At 28.3% G+C, this 22,995-nt stretch carries 22 protein-coding genes and 5 pseudogenes; 6 read left to right on the top strand and 21 right to left on the bottom strand.

Annotated features, from left to right (window positions below; genetic code table 11):
• Both DIC82_16655 and DIC82_16660 read left to right on the top strand, forming a co-directional pair.
• A complete protein-coding gene (locus tag DIC82_16655; GenBank protein AWK52527.1) occupies positions 1-225 on the top strand; it encodes a hypothetical protein in 225 nt (74 codons plus the stop codon).
• A 139-nt stretch (positions 226-364) separates the two neighbouring features.
• Positions 365-583: a DUF2922 domain-containing protein gene (locus tag DIC82_16660; GenBank protein AWK52528.1), complete on the top strand. Its 219-nt coding sequence runs from the start codon at positions 365-367 to the stop codon at positions 581-583.
• Positions 584-662: 79 nt separating this feature from the next.
• On the opposite strand, the pseudogene DIC82_16665 reads toward DIC82_16660, so the two are convergent.
• The 6 genes and pseudogenes from DIC82_16665 to DIC82_16690 all read right to left on the bottom strand — a co-directional run bounded on the left by DIC82_16665 (position 663) and on the right by DIC82_16690 (position 4,506).
• Positions 663-1,418 (bottom strand): annotated as a pseudogene (locus DIC82_16665) (phage antirepressor Ant).
• A 200-nt stretch (positions 1,419-1,618) separates the two neighbouring features.
• Entirely contained in the window at positions 1,619-1,870 is a 252-nt protein-coding gene (locus DIC82_16670) for an AbrB family transcriptional regulator (GenBank protein AWK52529.1), read from the bottom strand.
• Positions 1,871-1,921: 51 nt separating this feature from the next.
• Positions 1,922-2,548, bottom strand: coding sequence for an AAA family ATPase (locus DIC82_16675; GenBank protein ID AWK53116.1), 627 nt, complete (start codon positions 2,546-2,548; stop codon positions 1,922-1,924).
• A 49-nt stretch (positions 2,549-2,597) separates the two neighbouring features.
• Entirely contained in the window at positions 2,598-3,752 is a 1,155-nt protein-coding gene (locus tag DIC82_16680) for a phage replisome organizer (GenBank protein ID AWK52530.1), read from the bottom strand.
• A gap of 211 nt (positions 3,753-3,963) precedes the next feature.
• Positions 3,964-4,170 (bottom strand): excisionase, encoded by a 207-nt coding sequence (locus DIC82_16685; protein ID AWK52531.1) that lies wholly within the window; start codon positions 4,168-4,170, stop codon positions 3,964-3,966.
• A 135-nt stretch (positions 4,171-4,305) separates the two neighbouring features.
• Positions 4,306-4,506, bottom strand: coding sequence for an XRE family transcriptional regulator (locus tag DIC82_16690; protein ID AWK52532.1), 201 nt, complete (start codon positions 4,504-4,506; stop codon positions 4,306-4,308).
• 151 nt (positions 4,507-4,657) lie between these two features.
• Between DIC82_16690 and DIC82_16695 the strand changes: the two genes are divergently transcribed.
• The gene (locus DIC82_16695; GenBank protein ID AWK52533.1) at positions 4,658-5,239 is read left to right on the top strand and encodes an XRE family transcriptional regulator; all 582 of its coding nucleotides are present in this window, start codon (positions 4,658-4,660) and stop codon (positions 5,237-5,239) included.
• Positions 5,240-5,311: 72 nt separating this feature from the next.
• Positions 5,312-6,490 carry a site-specific integrase gene (locus DIC82_16700; protein ID AWK52534.1) on the top strand — a complete coding sequence of 393 codons (1,179 nt, stop codon included), beginning with the start codon at positions 5,312-5,314 and terminating at the stop codon, positions 6,488-6,490.
• A 161-nt stretch (positions 6,491-6,651) separates the two neighbouring features.
• Here the strand turns inward: DIC82_16700 and DIC82_16705 are convergent, their stop codons facing one another.
• The 6 genes from DIC82_16705 to DIC82_16730 all read right to left on the bottom strand — a co-directional run bounded on the left by DIC82_16705 (position 6,652) and on the right by DIC82_16730 (position 9,151).
• The gene (locus DIC82_16705; GenBank protein ID AWK52535.1) at positions 6,652-6,852 is read right to left on the bottom strand and encodes a hypothetical protein; all 201 of its coding nucleotides are present in this window, start codon (positions 6,850-6,852) and stop codon (positions 6,652-6,654) included.
• A gap of 1 nt (position 6,853) precedes the next feature.
• Positions 6,854-7,351, bottom strand: a complete 498-nt coding sequence (locus DIC82_16710) for a sortase (GenBank protein AWK52536.1) — start codon at positions 7,349-7,351, stop codon at positions 6,854-6,856.
• Positions 7,348-7,584 (bottom strand): transcriptional regulator, encoded by a 237-nt coding sequence (locus tag DIC82_16715; GenBank protein AWK52537.1) that lies wholly within the window; start codon positions 7,582-7,584, stop codon positions 7,348-7,350. Before DIC82_16715 ends, DIC82_16710 begins: the two co-directional genes overlap by 4 nt.
• 632 nt (positions 7,585-8,216) lie before the next feature.
• Positions 8,217-8,453 (bottom strand): hypothetical protein, encoded by a 237-nt coding sequence (locus DIC82_16720; protein ID AWK52538.1) that lies wholly within the window; start codon positions 8,451-8,453, stop codon positions 8,217-8,219.
• Complete coding sequence (locus tag DIC82_16725) at positions 8,431-8,940, bottom strand: hypothetical protein (protein ID AWK52539.1); 510 nt, start codon at positions 8,938-8,940, stop codon at positions 8,431-8,433. The genes DIC82_16720 and DIC82_16725 overlap by 23 nt, the downstream gene beginning before the upstream one ends.
• Positions 8,927-9,151 (bottom strand): hypothetical protein, encoded by a 225-nt coding sequence (locus DIC82_16730; protein AWK52540.1) that lies wholly within the window; start codon positions 9,149-9,151, stop codon positions 8,927-8,929. Before DIC82_16730 ends, DIC82_16725 begins: the two co-directional genes overlap by 14 nt.
• A 307-nt stretch (positions 9,152-9,458) precedes the next feature.
• Here DIC82_16730 and DIC82_16735 point away from each other — a divergent pair, with 307 nt between their 5' ends.
• Entirely contained in the window at positions 9,459-11,858 is a 2,400-nt protein-coding gene (locus DIC82_16735; GenBank protein ID AWK52541.1) for a restriction endonuclease subunit R, read from the top strand.
• 111 nt (positions 11,859-11,969) lie between these two features.
• Here DIC82_16735 and DIC82_16740 read toward each other — a convergent pair whose 3' ends face one another.
• The 8 genes and pseudogenes from DIC82_16740 to DIC82_16775 form a co-directional block, all read right to left on the bottom strand.
• Complete coding sequence (locus tag DIC82_16740; GenBank protein ID AWK52542.1) at positions 11,970-12,425, bottom strand: hypothetical protein; 456 nt, start codon at positions 12,423-12,425, stop codon at positions 11,970-11,972.
• Between the two features lie 96 nt (positions 12,426-12,521).
• A pseudogene (locus DIC82_16745) lies at positions 12,522-13,084 on the bottom strand (ATPase).
• On the bottom strand, positions 13,084-13,257 hold the full coding sequence (locus tag DIC82_16750) for a hypothetical protein (protein ID AWK52543.1): 174 nt from the start codon (positions 13,255-13,257) through the stop codon (positions 13,084-13,086). The pseudogene DIC82_16745 and the gene DIC82_16750 overlap by 1 nt, the downstream one beginning before the upstream one ends.
• A 1,199-nt stretch (positions 13,258-14,456) precedes the next feature.
• A complete protein-coding gene (locus tag DIC82_16755) occupies positions 14,457-15,557 on the bottom strand; it encodes an IS4 family transposase (protein AWK52544.1) in 1,101 nt (366 codons plus the stop codon).
• A gap of 537 nt (positions 15,558-16,094) precedes the next feature.
• Positions 16,095-16,625: pseudogene (locus tag DIC82_16760) on the bottom strand (cell filamentation protein Fic).
• Positions 16,626-16,980: 355 nt separating this feature from the next.
• The gene (locus DIC82_16765; protein AWK52545.1) at positions 16,981-17,649 is read right to left on the bottom strand and encodes a nucleotidyltransferase domain-containing protein; all 669 of its coding nucleotides are present in this window, start codon (positions 17,647-17,649) and stop codon (positions 16,981-16,983) included.
• A gap of 422 nt (positions 17,650-18,071) precedes the next feature.
• A pseudogene (locus tag DIC82_16770) lies at positions 18,072-18,215 on the bottom strand (galactose ABC transporter substrate-binding protein).
• Between the two features lie 13 nt (positions 18,216-18,228).
• Positions 18,229-19,260 (bottom strand): putative sulfate exporter family transporter, encoded by a 1,032-nt coding sequence (locus DIC82_16775; GenBank protein AWK52546.1) that lies wholly within the window; start codon positions 19,258-19,260, stop codon positions 18,229-18,231.
• A 151-nt stretch (positions 19,261-19,411) separates the two neighbouring features.
• Between DIC82_16775 and DIC82_16780 the strand changes: the two genes are divergently transcribed.
• Positions 19,412-20,305 carry a LysR family transcriptional regulator gene (locus DIC82_16780; protein ID AWK52547.1) on the top strand — a complete coding sequence of 298 codons (894 nt, stop codon included), beginning with the start codon at positions 19,412-19,414 and terminating at the stop codon, positions 20,303-20,305.
• A gap of 182 nt (positions 20,306-20,487) precedes the next feature.
• Here the strand turns inward: DIC82_16780 and DIC82_16785 are convergent.
• Positions 20,488-22,966 (bottom strand): annotated as a pseudogene (locus tag DIC82_16785) (CoA-disulfide reductase).
• Positions 22,967-22,995 lie beyond the last annotated feature (29 nt).

Consider the following 22,995-nt stretch of genomic DNA (forward strand, 5'->3'; position numbering starts at 1 on the left):
ATGGCTGTTACTAAAACTATTGACACAGTTTCTTTCAGTATTGAAGTAGAAAAAGCACTTGATAAGGCCGGGGACCCAATTTACGGCAAAAAAACTTTTGCTAATGTCAAAACAAATGCTGCACCTGAAAACGTCTATGATGTTGCTAATGCTATTACAACTGTTTTAGAAGCTTCAACAAGGGATTATTTTGTTAATGAATCTTCTGCTTTAGCAAACGCTTAAGACAGTTAAGAATTCAAAGTTCAGAGTTCAGAATTTTGGTTTAAATCTCTGTAAGATTTCTCAAATTAATTTTTTTGAGATTATACAGTAATCTCTTCCTCAACTCTTAACTCATAACTGAAAGAAAGGTGGTGATTAAATGGAATATACTTTATCAATGACTTTTTTAACTGAATTTGGTGAAAAGAGTACTTTAAGCATTTCTGGTGTTAAAGCTACTCTTACAAAAGCAGAAGTTAATGCTCTTATGGATACCATCGTAGCAAAGAACATTTTCCAAACTAATGCTGGCGATTTAGCTAAGAAATCTGGTGCTCAATTGACTCAAAGACAAGTTACTAAATATGAAGTAGCTTAATCTTTGAATATAAAATGGAGGTTTATCCTTACTCGGACAAACCTCCATTTTTATATCTTCTTATATAAGAATGTTTATATTATTTCTCTCTAATTTTTCTAAGAATAAAATCTATACCTTTTTGAAATACCATTGTTTTTATATTAATTTTAGTTTGGCCATTAGATACTGTATACTTTTGTTCCAATACTCGAAAGTAGCATAAATCTACAAACTGCTGATACGGAATATTATTTTTATCCAGAACTTTCTTCTCTCTAAGCAGAGAAAATAATCTATTTCTTCCCATTCCCTTAATTCCAAGAACCTTTGCAACGTGTCCCATTTCTATAGAGTCTTTTGATCCTGCAACATCATCATAGAATTGTGCTTTTGGTTCTAATAGTTTTACTTTCTTTTCAGCTTCTAATCTTCCTTCCCTTTCTTCTTTTAATTTTATAGCTGCAGCAATAAGTAAATCTGGATTATCTAATAATTGATCTGTTGCATACATTCCTGTTTTTCTTATACAAGGCAATACTTCATCAAAAATCCATGATTCAAATTTTTCTGCTCCTGGTAATTGAGATTTTGCAACCATTCTATAAATATCACCTTCAGGAATAACACTCATTTCTACATTTTGAATAGCATCCGTTCCATCTTTCCTCTTTCCAGTAACTACCCCTACTCCGTGTTTCACGGCCCCCTTGCAATGTCTTGAAATTGCATCGTTAGGCTTTTTATATCCTAAAGATTTTGCTATATCAATTCCAACTGCATAATCTTTATTATTTACTTTAACCCATCTTATTACTCCAAATCTTTCATCTTTGAAAATTCTCAAACCATTCACTTTATTCACCTCTCCCTCAGATTTGATCCAACATAATTTTTAATTGTTAAATTTCCATGAGTAAATTTATTTTTAACTTTTTGTTGTTGTAGAATTATTCCGTATTATGAATTACACTGTGCCATTTTTCATTTCATAACACATATGATTACACCCTCTACACAGTCTGCATAATGACATTAAAACTATATACAAGTAATTTACTTCTTTCGTTCAATGCTTAAAGTCTTTCTACAGCCACTGCAAACAGGCACATTATTAAAATCGCTTATATCTTTATCACTTCCACAAAATATACATCCCTTACTATATTTCCTCAGAACAACATCATTATTAACTTTAACTATTTCTATTGGATCTCCTTCATTAATGTTTAATACTTTTCTCATTTCCTTTGGTATTACAACTCTCCCTAATGGGTCAACATTTCTTATAATTCCTGATGCTTTCATTTAAAACAACTTCCTTTCATACATTAATTTATTTAAAAGTTAATTTTCTCTTCACTTAAGTCTATAGTTATTCCTAATATCCTTCTCAATTTCCACTACATAATCTTTTGACATCTCATATATTCTCGAGGCAACTCCCTCATCAAAAGCCAGTAATCTATCAATAGAAAATTCACTGCTAACTATGATAGGTAGAAAATTCAAGTACCTATAATTGATAATTTCAAAAACTATATTAATATCACTGTCATTGATTTTCCCCTTGAAGAGGTCATCAATAAGTAGGACCTCGCATAATTGATACTTTGAAATGGTCTTGGTATAGTATTCTTCATCAATCATATTTTGCTTTATCTTTGTGATTACATCCCTATAAGGCATGTACACTACTTTGATCCTTTGTTTTAAAAAGTTTAATGCAACTGAAATGCTGCAATGAGTTTTACCGCTGCCAACTTGGCCACATAATAAGATACTATTTCTTCTCTTATCTCTAATTTCATCAAAATCTGTACAATAAGCTACTGCAGTATCCTTTGTTCTTTGTGATGCTTGATTCCAAACTTCAAAACTTGCGAAAGTAAGTTTACTTTGTTCAACATTGATTCCTGAGTACTTCCATTCATTCTTCAGCTTTTCAATTTCCCTGCATTCACAGGATACAGCAAGGGGCTGCATATGTTCCTGCGGCACTAAAATCCATCCGGTATCACTGCATTTACTGCACTTATATGAGGGTTGCTTCAAGTCTCTTTCTTTCAGCTTCTGTAAGTTTTCGTGGTTCCTTTGGCTTGAATCCTGCAAATTCATTTTTATCTGTTGTGTTACTCTTTCTAGTACTTCTAAACTCATTTTTCTTTACCTCCACATCATCTTTTGGATAGCCTTCCCTTCTCCAGTTTTTAAGTATCCCATTAATGTAAGTCATATTTGCTTTATTAACTTCTAAAGCTTTATTTATAGCCTTTTTTACATTTTCATACCCATGCACCTCAACAGCCAGTTTAAGTAGACCTATATTAAGACCACCTAATATTCCTGTTATATTTTCATAATGTCTCAAAAGGTTGGCTGCATATTGAGCATTAGTATCTTTTCTTTCATTAGTGCTAAATTTACACGAGAGTGTTTCTTCATCATTTATCTTTGATACAGCATTTAAACTATTTTCATCAATAGTTTCAATATCACTCTTACTCTCTTTCTTTATCTCCTTCTTAGTCTTATTCTCTTTCTTATTCTGTTCCATTACTGAAACGTTACACTCAAAATTATCAACATTACAAGTAACATTACTTTTATCATTTATATTGTTACTTGTGACATCTTCTGTAGCATTACTATTTTTAATATCTTCATTTTTATCAATTGAAAGCTCTTTTTCTGATTTAATATCTGCATTGCCAGTTCTTTTGCTTTTATTTTCTTTTTCCTCTTCAATTATTTCTAATACATCATTAATGATTTCATCTTCTTTATTATTTTCATTAAGTTCTTTCTTTTTAGCTCTACACTTTGCAACCCTAGCATTATTTAAATGTTTTGATCTCTCCATGCCTTCAACATTTTGATGCTTATCCCAGTTCTTAATTTTAAAAACCTTCTCTTCTGTAAATTCAATCATTTCTAATTTTCTAAGTATCTTAAAAGATGCTTTTACTTCACTAATACTTCTGTTAAACTCTATAGCCAAAGTCTTAATTGTATGTGGAATATTATCTGTTATATATAAATATCCCCCGCAATTTATTTTTCCTGATAAAACAAGAGACCTAGTCCAAACATAATGGTGTAAATCTCTGTTTTCCATACTGTCTAATATTTTAAGTTTAGTGTCATCATACATACCTACTTCAAATTTTACCCATTTGATATCCATCATTTTTACTCCACTCCCACATATAGAAAATTTCAAACTGTCTAAGTCCATTAAACGATGGCGTAACCCCTATTAACCCACAAGTAAATACATAGTATTCAAATATTTTGAAATCCATTATCGTTACCCTCATTCAAAAAATACATTTCTTTTATAAAATCTAATAAATATGTTTTGCAAAACTCAAATAATTCTTCTTACCATATGATTCTTTTCATAATACCTCTCCAATATGATCTTCCAAAAACTCATCTAATTTTGAAAGTATTATTCTAATATCTCTGCCTATTTTAAGTACTGGTGCACCTTCTATATGAGTTATTCTTCTTGCTTTTGCTTCTGAAACATCAAGTATTTTTGCTAATTCCTTAGTATTTATTGTTTTCTTTTTGACCTGTTCTCTATACTCTTCAATATCCATTTCTACCCCTCCAGATTATGCGTTTAGTAATTCTCTCCCCATTTAATTATTTGATTTCAATGTAGTCGTTTAAATGAACTAAAAAATTAAAGTAATTCAGCTTAATATAATTGCTTTTTTGTTTCATTAAAACTGTTATTCATCTAATAATAGCTCTTTAACATCCACATTTAATGCTTTAGCTATTAAGCCAATGCTTTTAAGTGATGGTGCACTACATCCATTAATAATCTTTGAAACTGTTGCTCTCCCAAGTCCAGTTTTTTCAACTAATTCATTAACTGACAAACATTCATTGGCCTGAGCAATTCTTATTTTGTTTACATTTATATTCATTCTCCCACTCCTTCACACATTTGTATGAAATTTCCACACACTTATTATATGTATCCATTTGTATGAAGTCAATATGATTTTAAATATTTTTTTATTTTATTGTTTACATTCGTATGAATTTTCTGTAAAATATTTCTAGGGAGTGATGATTATGACCTTAGGGGAAAAAATCAAATTACATAGAACCAAACTTAATTTATCTCAAGAAGAGTTAGCCAATAAATGCGGCCTATCAAGAAATGCTATTTATAATTATGAAAATAATAAACGGACTCCAACTATATCAATGTTGCAGGTTATAGCACATAATTTAAATTTATATGTTTCTGATTTATTGGAAGATAGCACTAATACACATTATTCAAACAAACTTGGAATCTTAAATGCATTAGACAAAGAAATAAGCAATACTCTAAATTCTGAAAAAGAAAAATGTGATGTGTATGAATTTGAAATGAAGGCTCTTTATGAAAAACACTTTTTTGATTTATTTTACTGGAAAACCTCAAGAATGCAACCTCAAGATTATTTTAAATTTATTTTATCCTTGTCCTCATTTAGTGAATCAGATCATATTACTGAAGAAGATATGGAAGAGTTATCAATCTTATTTTACAGACTTACAACTTTAAAAGCATGTGAAAGAGATTCCCTAAATGAAATGGAAAAAATGACTCCTGGCAATTCTAAAAAATATGAGAAGAATAGATTTGTAACAACAAGCACAAAATAACATTATAGGATTTTAGTTTCAAATGCTATTATCCTAATTTTATTAATTATTTTATCAAGTAGGTGTAAAGCTATGGCAAAAAGGTCAAATGGAGAGGGTTCTTCAGGATGGGTAACAAAAAACGGCCAGAAATATTGGCGCATTATGGTCACTACCGGATATGATCCATTAACAGGCAAGCAAATGAGAAAAGATATTTATGGAAAGACTCAAAAAGAAGCTAAAGTAAAGTTAAAGGAATTTGAAGATAACTTTGCTAATAGAAGTGACAATTCAACTTTGGGTAATTTTTATTATGATTGGTTGTGGAATATTAAAAGACAATCATTAAAAGATTCTACATTTGAAAAATGGGAAGGTATTTATAGAAATTATTTAAAACCAAATAAAGGCCTTAATGAAGCCAAATTAACTGAAATAGATACGTTATCGCTGCAAAAAATAACTACAGCATTATTAAAGAAGCACACTGTATCACAAGTTAAAACAATGAACAGCTGCCTCGGAAACTGCTTTAGATATGCTAAATCAATTAATAAAATTAAATACAATCCAGTAGAAGGATTAGTGTATCCTAAAAATCACAGCGTCATGGAAGAAAAAGAAAATTATATTTCAGAAGATGATCAAAAACGTTTTTTAGCTGCTCTTGAAGGCGACCCACTTGAAGGAATAATATCAATAGGTTTAATGTGTGGAGTCAGACTTGGAGAAGCCATGGCATTACAAGTAAAAGACATTGACTTTAATCATATGAGCGTTAAAATAAAAAAATCTGTTAAATATGTTTGGACTGGTGAAAGAAACAAAGAAGGTAAAAAAATCTATGAAAATAGAGTAACTATTCCTAAAACTAGAACCAGTATAAGAGAAGTACCTCTTCCAAATATGCTTACGCCTATAATAAAAGCACTTATGAAAAAGAATATTGAAAATAAACTAAAATTCGGTGAATTATATTTAAACAATAATCTAATCTTCTGCAAGGAAAATGGTGACTATATTGATAATAAGAAACCTAACAGGCATTTGAAAATTGCATTAAATAAGGCTGGAATTAAATCAGATATTCATTACCATAGTTTAAGACATATATTTATAACAAATTGCTTGAGCCGAGATATAAATCCACGTACGGTTATGGATTGGGTTGGCCATACTGATATTAAAATGACTATGCTCGTTTATGCTGAGATTAATAAAGATAAGAATAAGAAGGAATATGAGAAGATTAATTGTATGTTTGATTAAAGCTAGGCTTCTGCCTAGCTTTTTATTCATTTCTCAATATAAATTTGAGTATTTATATATATATATAATTTATATACTTTTTTGTATGAAATTTTTCTTTTACATAAAAAAGGTAATAAACACTTAATTCACAAATGTCTATTACCTTTACTCATTCTATTTTAATTAATACATCTATATGCAATATTTGCAGCACTTTGAGTATATAGTCCTGTATTTTTTTGATAAAGCATTTTGCATATAGGCGATGTGTAAAATAATTTCATTGATTCATACTTGCTTATAGATTTTAGGCTGCTTATATTTTCAATAATATCATCTACAAGCATAACCATTATTTCATCATATTCATTCATTTTCATATTATTTTACTACCTCCATACCAACATATTTTAAACATTTTTCAATAACTTCTTGATTGTTAATACATACCTGATTATTAGGCAATTTAAACTTTAATCTTTGAGTTGCCACATTAACATCTATCCAACCTCTCGAAAGAAGATTTATTGTAGCAAATACTTGATCATCAGCTACTTCTCCAATAGTTATATCATATGGAGATTTTGAGTTTATATCCTTTCTGTTCATCAATATAAATTCCAGCCACTCATTAGTAACACCTTTATACTCATGCACCTTATAATTACTTTTTGCAAATTCTAAGTCTAATTCATATATTGACACAGTTGGTTTGCCCTCAATCTCACCTTTAAAATTTGTACATTTTCTAAGAGCCCACTTTTCCGCCTGCTCTTTAAACGTGGTTGTATAAAATCCAAACCCAAAGTCTAGTGCTCTGTTAGATTGTATTATTTTAGGTTGATCTATTTCAACATTAGACCCATGATAAATCATCATATTTCTAACTCCTCATCTTTTAATAATTTAATAATTTCACTAACTATATAATCTTCACCTTGAGTATGTAATATATCATAATATTTAATTATATAATCATCGAAGATATTTGTTCTTTCAGAAATTAGTTCATAAACTTCACTAGGATCCATATTTAAATTACGGCTTAAGGCAGTTATACAATATATTGCAAAATATAATTGTTCATTTGTAATATCTCTTCCACTAAACATTTATTCACACCACCATTTTTCTTTATATAAATACTAATTATTTTTGTGTATCACTGTATTATTTAAAATAATAATTTTTACCTATTACTCTTTCTTGTTCTTTTTGCAGTACTATTTCAGATAAAGCAATATAAAAATCTTGTTCCTCTTTTGTTTTTGCCTTTTTAAACAGTTCATTTAAATCTGCATAAGAGTATTTTAAAAATTGATAATATAAATTACTGTTTTCATTTAAATAATACCTTTATTATATTATAGCCTAAGAAATTAACAATATAAACAGTTTAATTGCTTCATTCACGTTATCTTCTTGACCATATCTTGACCACTAAAATAATATCACTTCTTAATTTTAATATTCCATTAATTTATTACTTTAATTTAATTTTCAATTTTATTTTTCAATATTTCTTTGAAGCATTGATATCACTTAGCTACAAGCTGATATCTTTCCCACTACGGCACGAAAAACTACTAAAAACCATAACTACTTGTCTATACACAAAACGGCTTAACGGTGGGCTTTTTATACATTACTGAATATTAGTGTACGTGCTCTTTTCGTATTCCAAATCTCAGCAGTAAATTGTGCATCCATTTGTTCCATATTTCTAATTATTCTTATCACTATATTATTCTTTAGTTTCCCATTCTCTAAGTAATTCATCTACAATAAATTCTGAGCTTTCAGCCCATAAACCAGACTCAGTATTTTGTAATGCTTTATACGTCCTTGATTCATAAAATTCCTTAATAACCTCTTCAAATGTTTTTCCTGTTCTTTCAGATACTATTCTTACAATCTTTTCAATTTTTATTAAAATATCTAATGTTATATCTTGTCCTTTATATGAATATTTGTTCATCATATTCATCTCTCCCTATAAATTCTAATTTACTCAATGCTTTACTAGTATGAAGTGAAACTTGATTATTTGACTTTGAAAACTCTAATTGTTTTAAGTCCATATCTTCATCATAAATTCCTTCAACATATAACGCTACTGTTCTCATTGTATTATCATCTGCTGCAGGTCCAATAACAACATCATAATCATGCTGGATTCCTCCATTAAGTCTATTATTTTTTATCATATTTAGCCATTCTTTATCTAGTCCCTTAAATTCCTTTATTTTTAAATGAGAAATGTTTTTTAACTTGAACCTCATTACATAAATTCCATCTCCACCATATCTAATAAACATATTTTCTGCCCAGCTTTTTGATTGTAATTCTAATGTGGTAGTATAAAATCCTTTTCCAAAATCACGCTTATTCTTAGATTTTTCTAGATCTACTTCATTAAATAATTTGTTAGTTCCATGAAATAGCATTAATTCATTATTGCTTAACATATTCTTTTCTCCTAACTACATCCTCAATAAACCCTATACTTTCCTCTAAACTCTGAGTATGTAAAACATCATACTGAGAGCGTATTAATTTAATAAGATCGTATTTTTCAAATATTTTAAACGCATTACTACTACTTATATTATGATTAAATGCAAAACCTTCAATAGCCTCTATAACTAATAAATTTTTATCATTTTCTATACTATTCATATATTTTCCTCCATAAAAATATAAATTCAAATTTATTTACTTGCATATTTATATTTAATTTATTATTACTCTAATTTTATTTTATCATTATAAACATTTTCTTAATACTATTTTTATTTTATTATGTTCTATCATAAAGATTTTATAATCTTGTCCTGTATTATAAGTGCACATATTGTTTATTTAGTATTTCATCATCTCATTTAATAATTTGTATATAAACGTAATGTATATAAATATACATTATGGTAAAATAATTGCAAATAGAATTGTCAAAATATTATAACTAATTGAAGTAGGTGTTTAATTGAGTAACTATGATGAATTATTAGATGAAAATAAAAAATTAAAATTTGAAATATATACTTTAAGAAAAGAAATAGAAGAATTAAAATCCAATATTTCTACTAGCATTGATAATAAAAAGCAAATAAACAATCACTCAATAAATATCAATTCCACCTTAGAAGAGAAAATTAAGTTATATAGAAGTTTATTTTATGGCAGATGTGATGTCTTTGCATTAAGATTTGATAATGAATCTAAAAATAAACATGGATATAAACCATATTGCATGAATGAATGGAAACATGGCATTTGTAATAAATCTGAAATCAAATGTAGTGATTGTGATTTTAGAAAATTTAAAGTTTTAAAAGATACAGATATTCTAGAGCATCTATCTGGTCAAAAAACAATAGGACTATATCCTCTTTTACCAAATGATAAGTGTAAATTTTTAGCCATTGATTTTGATGGTAACAGCTGGCAAAAAGATTCTTTATTAGTAGTTGATACATTTAACAAATTTAATATTTCTACATATATTGAACGTTCTAGATCAGGTGACGGTTGTCACCTTTGGATATTCTTCAATGAAGAAATCTCAGCTAGAATAGCTAGATACTTTGGAAATTCAATTTTAAATTACACACTTGAAAATAATATAGGATTAAATTTAGGCTCCTATGATAGGTTATTTCCTAATCAAGATAAAATGCCTAAAGGTGGCTTTGGTAATCTAATAGCTTTGCCATTACAAAGGATACCAGCAAAAAATAAAAACAGTTTATTTGTGGATACTAATTTTGAATATTATAAAGATCAATGGGCATATCTATCCAATGTTGAGAAAGTAACTTTAGATGAAGTAAATGCAATAATAGAATTATTAGAAAAGGAACTTAATAATCATTTATCAATAAATAGCAATAAATCTGTAAACAATATTATCTCTGATAAAAAAATATTACGTAACAATAATATAATAGATATGCCTTCTGAAATAAACATAATCTTAAGTAATGGTATTTATATTGATGCCACAATTTTGACAACTGAACTATTAAATCTTATTAAAAAAACTGCTATAATAAATAATCCTGATTACTATAAAAAGCAAGCTTTAAGGTTATCAGTTTACAAAACTCCAAAGATTCTTAATTGTTTCAATGAATATGGAAAATTTCTAGTATTACCAAGAGGCCTTTTACAAGAAGTTTGTAGTATATTTGAAGGAAATAAAGTTAAGGTTAATATACAAGATAAGAGAGTATTCGGAATTAACATTGATGTAGTATTCAAGGGTATATTATATGATTATCAGCAAATTGCGACAGAAGCTATTTTAAAACATGATAATGGTATTCTATGGGCTTCTACTGCCTTTGGCAAAACAGTTGTTGCTGCAAGTATTATTGCCACTAGAAAAGTAAATACTTTAATAATTGTAAATAGTATACAGTTGCTTGAACAATGGGAAGAGAAATTATTAATGTTCTTGGAGCTAAGCAAAGATAATATCGGAAGATTAGGTGGCGGTAAGAAAAAAACAAGCAATATAATTGATATAGCAACTATGCAAACTTTAAACAAAAATAATGATCTCGATGAAATATTAAACAATTACGGACAAATTATTATAGATGAATGTCACCATATAGCAGCATTTACTTTTGAAAAACTTATGAAAGTAGCAAAAACGAAATATGTTTTAGGATTAACGGCTACTCCCTACAGAAAAGATAAATACGATAAAATCATAACAATGCAATGTGGTCCAATAGTCCATAAAGCAGCTAGTAAAGTCGAAAACGAGAAAAAAATTGCACATATGCTTATCCCAAGAAATAATGAACTACAATCTTATATAGATTTATCTAAATTAAAATTATCAGAGCTATATGATGAAATTATGAATGATAAATTTAGAAATGAATTAATTATAAATGATATTATTGAATCATTTAAACTTGGCTCTACCCCACTTATCTTAACGGAAAGAGTTGAACATCTAAATATTTTATCAAACATGCTTAGTGCATATACTGATAAAATTGTGGTACTAAAAGGTGGAATGGGAACTAAACAAAGGAACTTAGCACTTGATATGATAAAATCATTTTCTAAAGAAGAACAATTTATAATACTAGCAACAGGAAAATATATTGGTGAAGGTTTTGACGAATCACGTTTAGATACTTTGTTTTTAACAATGCCCATATCTTGGAAAGGTGTACTACAACAATATGCTGGAAGATTACAAAGACGATATGAAGGAAAAAATATGGTGAAAATATATGACTACGTAGACAAGAATATTCCTCTGTTAGTAAAAATGTATAATAAGAGACTTAAAGGTTATGAAAACCTTGATTATAATATAAAAGAAAATACTGGCGTACAATATGAATTTGATGATATATAAAGCCCCCTCTCTTCTATAATTATAACCATATTAAAATGCTGTACCATTCATTTCGGTGAGTAGTACAGCATTTTAATAAATTGTTTTCAACTATATTATTTAAGGTATCTGCTAATGCATATAGTTTTTTATAAAATTTACAGCACTATCTAAAATATAAATCAAACTTCCACTAAACTCTTTATCATCAATTGCATCATCAAATATTGAGCCTTTAGTCATACCATTCCATCTAGTGCAAAGGATTCTAGAATTAATTATAGGACATTGATCTGAAAATAATGCTCCTGCATTAGTAAGTTTTCCATTTTTACTCACAAGCCCATAAGAAATATAATCTCTATTCTCCATTACCTCTCCAGTTCTTTGTCTATGAGTTGCCTCTAATAAAGTAAATCTATAATCTCCAATATCATATTCAGAAATTATAGAATCGAAAGTCCTATTTTGACCTTTTAATATTAATTTATTTAATATATGTGATGGTGCTGTTACTGATTGATTTCCGACTCTAACAAAAGCTATTTTATTTCTATCATTAGAATAATAATAATATGGTGTTGCCATTCCTGAAAATACCTTTACACAAAGTATTTCTTTCATATCAATAATAATATTATTATTGCACGCAAAAACTAGCTTAATAGAAACATTAAGCTAACTTTACTTTAAAATGTCCCTACTCCATTCAGGAATCATATCTCTTTTCCATCTAATTATTCCATCGCATATATAAGCTACACGTTTAAATTTATTTGTATTATCATATATATTTATTTCATTACATATATCTAATACTTCTTTTAAATTATCTAGTGATTCATAATATCTTCTTTCTATAGTGTCTTCTGGAATTCCATGTCCACCTTTCAAGACTCTAATTCTAACTCTTTCTTTAGCAATATCAGGAGTGTCAACTCCAATATAGTTCATCACTACATGAAAACCTTCTTGCCTTACTTTTTTTATATTTCTAACAATACTTTTACCCGAAAGAGTAATTTCTTGATTAAATGATATATCATTTTTTATATAATAATTTATAAGTTTTACCGCTTCTCTTCCACACTTAACTTGGAGATTATTACCTTTCCATGTACCAACTCTTGCTACCATCTCATCTGTATTTATTCTATTTTCACTTTTATTTTTTTCATAATAAATAGACTTATATATTGTGTTTTTCCAGCACCATTTACACCTGCAAATATAGTATACGTAGCCATCAATTTTTACCTATTACTCTTTCTTGTTCCTTTTGTAGCACTATATCAGATAAAGCAATATAAAAATCTTGTTCTTCTTTTGTTTTTGCCTTTTTAAACAATTCATTTAAATCTGCATAAGAGTATTTTAAAAATTGATCATATAAATTACTGTTTTCATTTATTTTTTCCATACAGCTTCCTCCAATCAAGTAAAACTTGATTCAGATGGGGTTTGATCCCCATCTGAATCTTAGTTGAACTTATCCCCACAAGGAGGACCTCGTACCTTCAAAGGGTACCTCGTCTAGGGTCGTGCCGCTGTTATACAATCACTAATGTGATTTGCATAAGTTCGAGTAACCAAATACAAGATGCCCACAAGGGGAAAGTTCGAGAACCCAAATATAAAATTTGGACTCTCACTTTTGGACTCTTACTTATCTCCCACTTATAGAAGTGGGAATGTTACAGAGGCTAGACATCAGATAAATAATATCTTTATTATATTATAGCCTAAGAAATTAACAATATAAACAGTTTAATTGCTTCATTTATGCGTTATCTTCTTGACCACTAAAATAATATCACTTCTTGATTTTAATATCCCATTAATTTATTACTTTAATTTAATTTTCAATTTCATTTTTCAATATTTCTTTGAAGCATTGATATCACTTAGCTACAAGCTGATATTTTTCCCACTATTTTTCCCACTACGGCACCAAAAACTACTAAAAATCGAAGTTGCTTGTCTATATACAAAACGGCGTAACCATGCGCTTTTCAAGCATTACTGAATACTAGTGAACAAGCTACTTATGTATCCGGCTAGCGGCACCAATTATTTAAAGAAAAGGCTGTATTACTTGGTTTTGATACCTTGTAGTACAGCTTTTTTTATGTGTTTCTCACTTCTGCAATTAAATCTGTTTTTATAGTTTATAAACCTTCTAAATCCAGTCATAGTGTGGCTTGTAGTGTTTTGTAATAATCTTGTGACTAATCCATATTATTTTAATACTTTCCTTTTCTAATTCTAATGATTTATGCTAAATTTATATACAATTTTACTGTTAATTATTAATATATGTATGCCTTCATTGTAATAATTAATTTTTAATATCATAAAGAAAACTTTTTTATGATATATTTCAAAAATATTTCTACACAAAAATGGTGGCTATAAAAAATATAAAAATACGTTGAAAGTTTTGATGTTGCATAAAGACAAAATATTTATAGTATAATATTTGAAACTCCAATCAATAACATTTTATTTGGTTGGAGTTTTATAAATTGTAATATAGATGTTTTTAAGTGATATTATGTATATAAAATATTGTAAAGATACCCCTTGGTTTTTCAAGAAAATTTTAACTTTAATAATTAGTCACAGTAACAAAATATTCCTTAGAGCATATCTTTCTAATATATTAGTCTGAAACTTTCGGAGTACATCAAAAGTGCTTAAATTACTTTTAAATCTATATTTTATTAAAAGTAATAAAATATAGATAATAAGGGCACTATATATTTGTATGGTTATTGCGTTAAGGGTTCTTCCGACCCATTTTTTAATGGTCAGATGTTGTTTTATCCATTTAAAGAATAACTCAATATCCCAACGCTTTTTATAGAGAGATACTATGTCTTCAGCTGGCATATCGAATATGTTAGTAACTAAACGGAATTCTTCGTCGGAGTCCTTAGTAAAATATAGAATCTCTCTATATTTATATTTAGTTTTATTTTTACTATAATCAGACCCCATTGTAACAATATAATCATATAGATTATCTACTCCAGTATAAATGGATAAATACTCCTCCGTAACAGAGTTGCTTTGTTGTCTTGTGATAAATTTATAATTATAATGACTCATCTCATCATACCAAGAGTACTTAAAATATCCCTTATCAAATAAATATATATTTTTATCCGAATTAACATAGCCGTCAATACAACTACGTTCTCCTACTTTAGCAGGGCGGATGCTAATTTTATCAGGTAACTTAGTTCCAAATGATAAAAGAGTACTAATTCTAATAGCAGATTTTTCATCTTCATAATAGAGTTCAGGGGCTAAGCCCTTACCTATACTAACTACTGATGAATCTATTATTTTAATATCTTTAAAGTTTTTTATTTTAACTGAAGAATTCATTTCTTTATCAGCTTTTACCAATAATTCTTCGAAAACATTTCTAAATAAATCTGATGACTTACTCTTATTTAATCTAGATATTTGGGAATAACTTGGCATGTTGAAATCCTTACTTATCTTCGATGAATTTTTATATTTAGCATTAATATCTCTTAAGCCATCACAGCCGGAGATTTGTAAAAACAACATTGTTAGAATATGATCCCGACCTGTATAACACTTTGAGTATTTATATTCATTATTCGCTTTTCTTAATTTTCTTCCAATATTCCCATCAATAAGTTTAATTAATTTTCTAAACACACTTCTATTTGCAAGTTTATCCATAATCAAAAACAACCTCCATTCTTATAATTGAAGGTTGTCCTTGATACTCAATAATTATTCATTGAAAATTGTTGCTTTATGCAACACTAAAACGTTGAAAGTTACTTTTCAATAAAAAATTTCACCTAATTAAAGACATACAACTTTAATTAAACTGCATGTCTTAATTATAAATACATTTTATTTTTTTATTCTATTAAAATACTTCACCAATATGTCGTTCTATAAAATCATTAATTTCATTTAAGTTAACTATTATTTTGTGCTAAAACTTTAAATTCTTCTATAATTAGTTTAGAAAAATACCAAATAAATTACTCACACAAGGGAATCTTATTAATTTTAAATTTACTGCTATCTAGGGGCTTTTAAGTATTTTAATAATTTCTTTTAAGTTTAGTGCCGTCTTTCCCTTAATGGAAAAATTATTTACACATTGTGTTAACTTAAATTCACTCGACATTGCTATATAGAAATGATTTTATATCTAATTTCCATTCTGCATGCCCACTAGGTATCCTTACAGGACATAAATTATTAAAACATATTTTTATTTTCCACTATAAAATCTTTTTGATCTTCTATATATTGAATTAATGGTTTTATTTCATCTTTTGAAGCAGCACCTAATGCTTTTTTATATTCGTCAGCTGATTCACCGTTCATATATTTTAGTGCTAATCTATTATCTAATAATTGTTTTAAATATATAAATCGTCCTATTCCACCATTGCCATCTTGAAATGGATGAATAACTTCAAATTCTAAATGAAATCTTGCTATATTCTCGATTTTTACTTTTTCCAATGAATTAAAATTATTTATTAGAATATTTAACTTATCTTCAACTTCCAAAGGACTTACCGTTTCAAAATCAGCTCCAAGTATTTTATTTTGATATTTTTTAAATATTCCAGCAAGTCCCATATCATATAAGCTAGTTCTATACATTAGACTACCATGCCATTCTTTTATCATGTCTAAAGTTAGTTTTTTATCTAAAGTATCAATTATCATATCAAATGTATAAAATGAATTTATTGTTTCTTGAACATCATCTAGTTTATATTTTAATTAAATAGCTTGTACCTGGAAATCTTTGTTTCCCTTAGGGGTACTTCTGAGACACAAAGTGTTAAAGTTGCTATAAAAAAAATGACTTACTAGGGGAAATAAGTCATTCTAAATATGTGTAAAGAAATTATTTAATAAGGGGTAAATAATTCTTTAACTATTTCTATACTCCATATATCACACTGTATATATGTCATTATTATGACAATTAAGTTCTTTATATGCACTTAATTTTAGTTATGCGACGCAAAAGAAAACCGTAGATTTCACTTGAATAATGCGGTGTTCCTAAAAATTGTTCACTTTTTCAGTTGTAGCTCTAAATAAGAATATTAATGATTAAAATTTGTCAGTATGTTTTCAAAAGAGAACTGCTCCATGTAATTATTTTCTCAGAATATAAGGAAAATTCACCTTCATCTATTTCAATCAATTTTTTTCTATTAATGCAAATATCCATTATCTCTCTATCTGTATCATTTAGTAGTTTTGACAAGTCAATCTTACTATTTATATATTTTTTTGTTTTATCAAAATATTTAGCTTGCAAAATATAAAATACAGATTTGTAAAGTGCTGATAAAATTTCTATATTTCTTTCATAAATAAAATTATGACAGCACGCATGATACAAATTACATGCCCCTATCTTTATAGCACGTTTAATATCCGCTTTACTAATCAACGGCAACAAATAATCTATACTACCGTAGATTGGTTGCGTATCATAATAAAATTGAAACAAATCAGATTTTTCCCAACTTATAATCTCACTTTTTCCAGAAATGAATCCGCATGCCTTTTCTTTGTAATGCATTTGTGAAATTATCGCTTGATATTTTTTTAAATCTTGCATAGTCAGTTCATTTAAAATAACTACAATGTCTACATCACTATTGTCACTCGCTTCTTTACGTCTATAGCTTCCCTGCAAACCAATAAAGGAAAGCTTATCTCCATATACATTTTTTATTTTTAACACAAGTTCTTCTACCCAATTATCTATAGAGAATATCATTTTATCACCCCGTCTATTACTATAATCTTCGCACCACAATATCTTACATTACTATCTAGAATTATATACTAAAGGAATTATAGCATATTGCCTATAACAATCAAATTAATAGGATAAAGCTTTAGAAACAATTTCGCTAAAAACACCACATTATTCAATTCTCAAAGAACATCGTTTATACTTTTTATTTCAGTAGTTGCTTCGCAAAAATTATAATTCAATTGTCTATGCCCTTTAGGGCTTGGATAATTTCCTTGCTGCAGCAGGCAACAATAATTCACTGGGTCGTGCAAGCTATGTAAACCTCAATCTTTAAAAACCTGCGTAATTTATGACATAGCCTGTAATTCGTTTCCTTTGGATGAGAGAAACATTAACCTTTGTCTAAAATTTAAAATTTATAAGAATATTATTATATGATTTTAATCTTCATATTCCTTATATTTTATACGAACTGCAACTCCTGTCTCATCAAATTGATATTGTGTACTCTCAAGAGGTTCTTTATCATAAACTAAATTTGTTCCAATAGCATAACAAGCTTCTGCCATGGCTGGTGCATATTGACAAATATATTATTTATAAAAGTACAGTAATAAGTACAATTGCAGATACTATCTGAACTAAAGCAACTCCTGATGCATAAATTGAAGCTTTAGCCCCTAATTTTATAAGTTCTCTAAAATTTACTCTCATTCCAATCCCTGCAAGGGCAATTATTTCAAAATTATTACTTAGTGATTTTAATATTTTAGAAACTTGTGGTGAAATTATATTTAGTGTAAATAAGAAGCACATAATGAAGAAGCCTATTACATACCAAGGTATCTTTATCTTCGAATTAGACTTTTTAGAGTTTACCTTAGAAGATTTCTTTTTCATTGTTCCTAGGCTTAATACAACAAAAACTAAAAATATTATACGAACTATTTTAAATATAGTAGATAAATCTTTTACTTGTTCATTTACTAAGCTACCACTTGCAACAACTTGTCCTATGGATTGGAGTATTCCGCCTATCAAAGCAGATGTTTTTGTTGTCTCTGATAAAAACACTGTTTTTGCAATAAGTGGAAGAAGAAGCATTAAAACTGTACCTGTAACATTTACTATTGTTATTGCTATACCTTTTTCATTATCATCTGCCTCTATAACAGGTGCAGTGGCTGCTATAGCAGAAGATCCACAAACTGCATTTCCACTTGCCATTAAAAAACTAAAGTTTTGCGAAAAGCCAAGCTTTTTTCCTATTAGAATTGCAAAAGTAATTGTTATAACCATTTGCAATGCTATAAATGCTACTCCTGAAATTCCTAAGTTTAATATAGTTTGTGCACTTAAGGTTCCTCCAAGTAAAACTATAGAATAAGATAATAATTCACTTTCTGCAAATTTAGATCCTTTATCATATATCCTTTTATTACAAAATGTATTTCCAACTGCCATACCTATAAATATTGCTATAGATGCTCCACCTATACTAGGAACATAATTTTCTATATACTTTCCTATCCAAGCAACTATCACACATACTATAAGTCCTGGTAAAATTTTCGAAACTTTATTTAATCTTTTTAATATATCTTTACTTTCAAATAAATTTAATATCATTTATATCACCCATCACCCTTCAAAAACATAATCTCCATATGAAGTAATTTCTTTACATGTTTGAGTATAATAGGTGTATAACCATAAGTAAAATATATATATATTATAATAATCATTAGTTTTCTTAATGATCTTAAAAAGGATGAATTTTATGATAGAGGAACTTAAAACATTTATAGCAGTTGTAGAATATAAAAATTTTACTAAAGCTGCTGAAGCTATTAATTTATCTCAACCAAGTGTAAGCTTACACATCAAACATCTTGAAGAATACTTCAATACAACTTTAATACAACGTTCAATTAAACAAAAAAATATAAATATAACTCAGCCAGGTTATTTACTTTACGAACGTGCAAAACAAATTATTAAATTATTAAATGATACAAAAAATGATTTATTGGATTATGGAAATGTAGTAAAAGGTCAATTGCATATAGGTGCAAGTTTTACTATAGGGGAATATTTTTTGCCAGCTTTTTTAGGGCACTTTGCTAAAGCTTATCCAGATTTAGAATTGGAGGTTACAATTGAAAATACTCATAACATATGTGAAAAAGTTAAAAATTTTCAAGTTGATTTAGCATTAGTTGAAGGTACAGTTCCATCATCTAGCTTTGTTACTGATAATTTTCATACTGACAAAATGGAGGTTGTTGTTCCTTATAATCATGATCTAGTCAATAAAAAATTATCAATTGATGAACTACAAAATCAGACGTGGATTAGTAGAGAGGTTGGTTCTGGAACAAGAGAATATTTAAATCTTTTCTTATCTACTAATAATATAAATGCTAAAAATATTATTGTATTTGGAAGTAATTATTCTGTAAAAGAAGCCGTTAAAAATAACTTAGGTATTATGTTTATATCATCTCTAGTTATTGAAAATCCATTAAAAAATAAAGAAATTTCTATTTTAGAAACTTCTCAAAATTATACTCGTCAATTTTCATATATCATGCAAAAAGGGATTATCCCCTCAAAAGGTACTTTAGTATTTATAGACATGTTGAAAAATTATAATAAAAATATAGGGGACTAAATAAATCAAAGTCCCCTATATTTTTATTATTTTTTAAGTCTATATTATTTATGAGCAATAAATTCTATTTAACACTATAAATAGTTTAAGGTTTTATATAACTATATACTTCACTCTGTCTATTTATAAGTTCTAAAACTCCAACTGGAACAATTTCTATAAAATGCATTAAGTCTTCTTTTTTATATAAATAGATTTAATCCAGAGCCTTCTGTTGATCCTAAATATGAAGCAACTCCCCCTATTTCAACACCATCTATAAATTCTTCTTTTTTTATTCCCATTAAGTCCATACTCATTGCACATGCAACTACTTTAACGCCCATATCTATAGCATTTTTTATTAGAGTTTCTAAATCATCAACATTATGTTTTTTCATTATCTGCTTAATCATTGCAGGTCCCATTCCCATCATATTCATTTGTGATAACGGTAATTTTCCTGGATGTCCTGGAAGCATTACATCAAACATTTTTTCCATAGTATCCTTAGTTACGCTAGGTTTATCTTTGCTCTTTAATATGTTAAGTCCCCAGAATGTAAAGAACATAGTCACTTCTTTCCCCATAGATGCTGCCCCTGTTGCTATTATGAATGAAGCTATTGCCTTATCCAAATCTCCACTAAATACTACTAAGGTTGCTCCATTTTTTTCTACAACTTGTGGTGAAGATGTTTTTTCAGTTGATACTGCTCCTGTTCCCTTTTGTATATAAGCTACAAAGGCCTTTTCTTTATTATCAAATTCTGCTTTTAATAAAGTGTTTCCAGTTGAACTGCACCATGATTTTATATCCTTACTAAACCCAGGATCGCTTGCCTTAACTTGTAGAACATTCCCATCTTCCATTTTATTAATTTCTTCAAATACTCTTTTTATTGGTCCTGGACATTGAAGCCCACATGCATTTAAAGTAACATGAGCATTTATTTCTGTTATATCTAAATCTTCTAATTTCATTACAGCTACCTCATCTTTTATATCTTTATTATTTTTGTATTGATTTTCAATACTTTCTTGTGCTCTCTTTACATATAAATATGTCTTTATGCCTCCATCTATATTTGTACATTTGATTCCATTTTGAGAAAGCATTCTGCAAGCAACATATCCTCTAAGTCCAACTTGACATGTAACATATATATTTTTATCTTTTGGTATTTCGCTAAGTCTGTCACGAAGTTGTCCAAGGGGAATATGAATAGAATTTTCAAAGCCACCTGTAACTAGCTCAAATTCTTCTCGTACATCTATTATTATAGAATTATCTTTATCTAATTTATCTATTTCATACCATTGAATTATTTCAGTAAGTCCTTCTATAATATTTGAAGCATAATATCCAAGCATATTAACTGGATCTTTAGCTGAATTATATGGAGGTGCATAGCAAGGCTCAATGTCTTGTAAATCAAAAACTGTAAGATTACCTTTAATAGCTGTAGCAAGTACATCTATACGTTTTTCAACTCCATCAAGACCTACCCCTTGACCTCCAAATATTTTTCCTGACTTTGGATCAAATAACATCTTAAAAGCTATAGGAAAAGAACCTGGATAATATCCTGCATGAGAGCCTGGATGAATATGGATAGCTTCATATTCTATTCCTAATCTCTTTAATGTTTTTTCATTGTTACCAGTTGTAGCCACTGTATAATCAAAGACCTTAGCTACTGATGAACCAAGGGTACCTTTATATTCAACATTTTTTCCACATATATTATCTGCAACTATTCTTCCTTGTCTATTAGCAGGCCATGCAAGTGGAATCATTGTAGGCTTTTTATTTACAAAATCCATAACTTCTACTGCATCTCCTAAAGCATAAATGCTAGTATCAGAAGTTTTCATAAATTTATCAACTATTATATGCATTTAAGTTAAGATTAGCTTCTCTTGCAATTATTGTTTCTGGTTTAACACCAATTGATAATATAATCATATCGGTTACTATTTCTTTTCCACTGCTTAATATTATCTTTTTCCCATTGTTTTCAAAGCCAGCCACACCATCTTTTAATATTAATTCTACATTTTTATCTATTAAATGTTCATGTATTATACTTGCCATTTCTATATCAAGAGGAGCCATTACTTGCTCGCTTGCTTCTACAAGTGTAATTTCAATTCCTCTAGCATGAAGGTTTTCAGCCATTTCAAGACCTATAAATCCTCCGCCTATTACAGTTGCGTGTTTAGGCTTATAATTATCTACATAATATTTAATTTTATCTGTATCTGGTATATTTCTAAGCGTAAATAAATTATCACATTCATTTATTCCAGGTATTTGCGGTTTTAATGGATGTGCTCCTGGAGATAAAACTAAAACATCATATGATTCTTCATATTCTTCTTCTGTTTTGTGATTTTTTATTTTTACTTTCTTATTTTCTTTATCAATACTTAAAACTTCATTTAAATTTCTTATATCTAAATTAAATTTTTCACTCATTTCCTCTACTGTTTGAACTATCAATTTTCCTCGTTCATCAATAGTTTCCCCTATATAATACGGAAGTCCACAGTTAGCAAAAGATATATATTCACCTTTTTCCACCATGATTATTTCAGCATTTTCATCTAATCTTCTAAGCCTAGCTGCTGTCGATGCACCACCTGCAACCCCACCAACAATAATAATCTTTTTAGCCATAAGAATCTCTCCTTCTTATAAATTTATAT

Source organism: Clostridium beijerinckii, from assembly GCA_003129525.1.
In the GTDB taxonomy this organism is placed as follows: domain Bacteria; phylum Bacillota; class Clostridia; order Clostridiales; family Clostridiaceae; genus Clostridium; species Clostridium beijerinckii_D.

Excerpts from the sequence above, each read along its gene's own strand:
- DIC82_16750 (AWK52543.1), bottom strand. The coding sequence starts at position 13,257 with ATGGAAAAAATAAATGAAAACAGTAATTTATATGATCAATTTTTAAAA.
- DIC82_16780 (AWK52547.1), top strand. The coding sequence starts at position 19,412 with ATGATAGAGGAACTTAAAACATTTATAGCAGTTGTAGAATATAAAAAT.
- DIC82_16670 (AWK52529.1), bottom strand. The coding sequence starts at position 1,870 with ATGAAAGCATCAGGAATTATAAGAAATGTTGACCCATTAGGGAGAGTT.
- DIC82_16690 (AWK52532.1), bottom strand. The coding sequence starts at position 4,506 with ATGAATATAAATGTAAACAAAATAAGAATTGCTCAGGCCAATGAATGT.
- DIC82_16740 (AWK52542.1), bottom strand. The coding sequence starts at position 12,425 with ATGGCAACACCATATTATTATTATTCTAATGATAGAAATAAAATAGCT.
- DIC82_16715 (AWK52537.1), bottom strand. The coding sequence starts at position 7,584 with ATGTTTAGTGGAAGAGATATTACAAATGAACAATTATATTTTGCAATA.
- DIC82_16730 (AWK52540.1), bottom strand. The coding sequence starts at position 9,151 with ATGAATAGTATAGAAAATGATAAAAATTTATTAGTTATAGAGGCTATT.
- DIC82_16680 (AWK52530.1), bottom strand. The coding sequence starts at position 3,752 with ATGATGGATATCAAATGGGTAAAATTTGAAGTAGGTATGTATGATGAC.
- DIC82_16775 (AWK52546.1), bottom strand. The coding sequence starts at position 19,260 with ATGATATTAAATTTATTTGAAAGTAAAGATATATTAAAAAGATTAAAT.
- DIC82_16700 (AWK52534.1), top strand. The coding sequence starts at position 5,312 with ATGGCAAAAAGGTCAAATGGAGAGGGTTCTTCAGGATGGGTAACAAAA.
- DIC82_16765 (AWK52545.1), bottom strand. The coding sequence starts at position 17,649 with ATGATATTCTCTATAGATAATTGGGTAGAAGAACTTGTGTTAAAAATA.
- DIC82_16675 (AWK53116.1), bottom strand. The coding sequence starts at position 2,548 with ATGCAGCCCCTTGCTGTATCCTGTGAATGCAGGGAAATTGAAAAGCTG.
- DIC82_16655 (AWK52527.1), top strand. The coding sequence starts at position 1 with ATGGCTGTTACTAAAACTATTGACACAGTTTCTTTCAGTATTGAAGTA.
- DIC82_16660 (AWK52528.1), top strand. The coding sequence starts at position 365 with ATGGAATATACTTTATCAATGACTTTTTTAACTGAATTTGGTGAAAAG.
- DIC82_16720 (AWK52538.1), bottom strand. The coding sequence starts at position 8,453 with ATGATGAACAAATATTCATATAAAGGACAAGATATAACATTAGATATT.
- DIC82_16685 (AWK52531.1), bottom strand. The coding sequence starts at position 4,170 with ATGGATATTGAAGAGTATAGAGAACAGGTCAAAAAGAAAACAATAAAT.
- DIC82_16695 (AWK52533.1), top strand. The coding sequence starts at position 4,658 with ATGACCTTAGGGGAAAAAATCAAATTACATAGAACCAAACTTAATTTA.
- DIC82_16710 (AWK52536.1), bottom strand. The coding sequence starts at position 7,351 with ATGATGATTTATCATGGGTCTAATGTTGAAATAGATCAACCTAAAATA.
- DIC82_16705 (AWK52535.1), bottom strand. The coding sequence starts at position 6,852 with ATGAAAATGAATGAATATGATGAAATAATGGTTATGCTTGTAGATGAT.
- DIC82_16755 (AWK52544.1), bottom strand. The coding sequence starts at position 15,557 with ATGGATAAACTTGCAAATAGAAGTGTGTTTAGAAAATTAATTAAACTT.
- DIC82_16725 (AWK52539.1), bottom strand. The coding sequence starts at position 8,940 with ATGTTAAGCAATAATGAATTAATGCTATTTCATGGAACTAACAAATTA.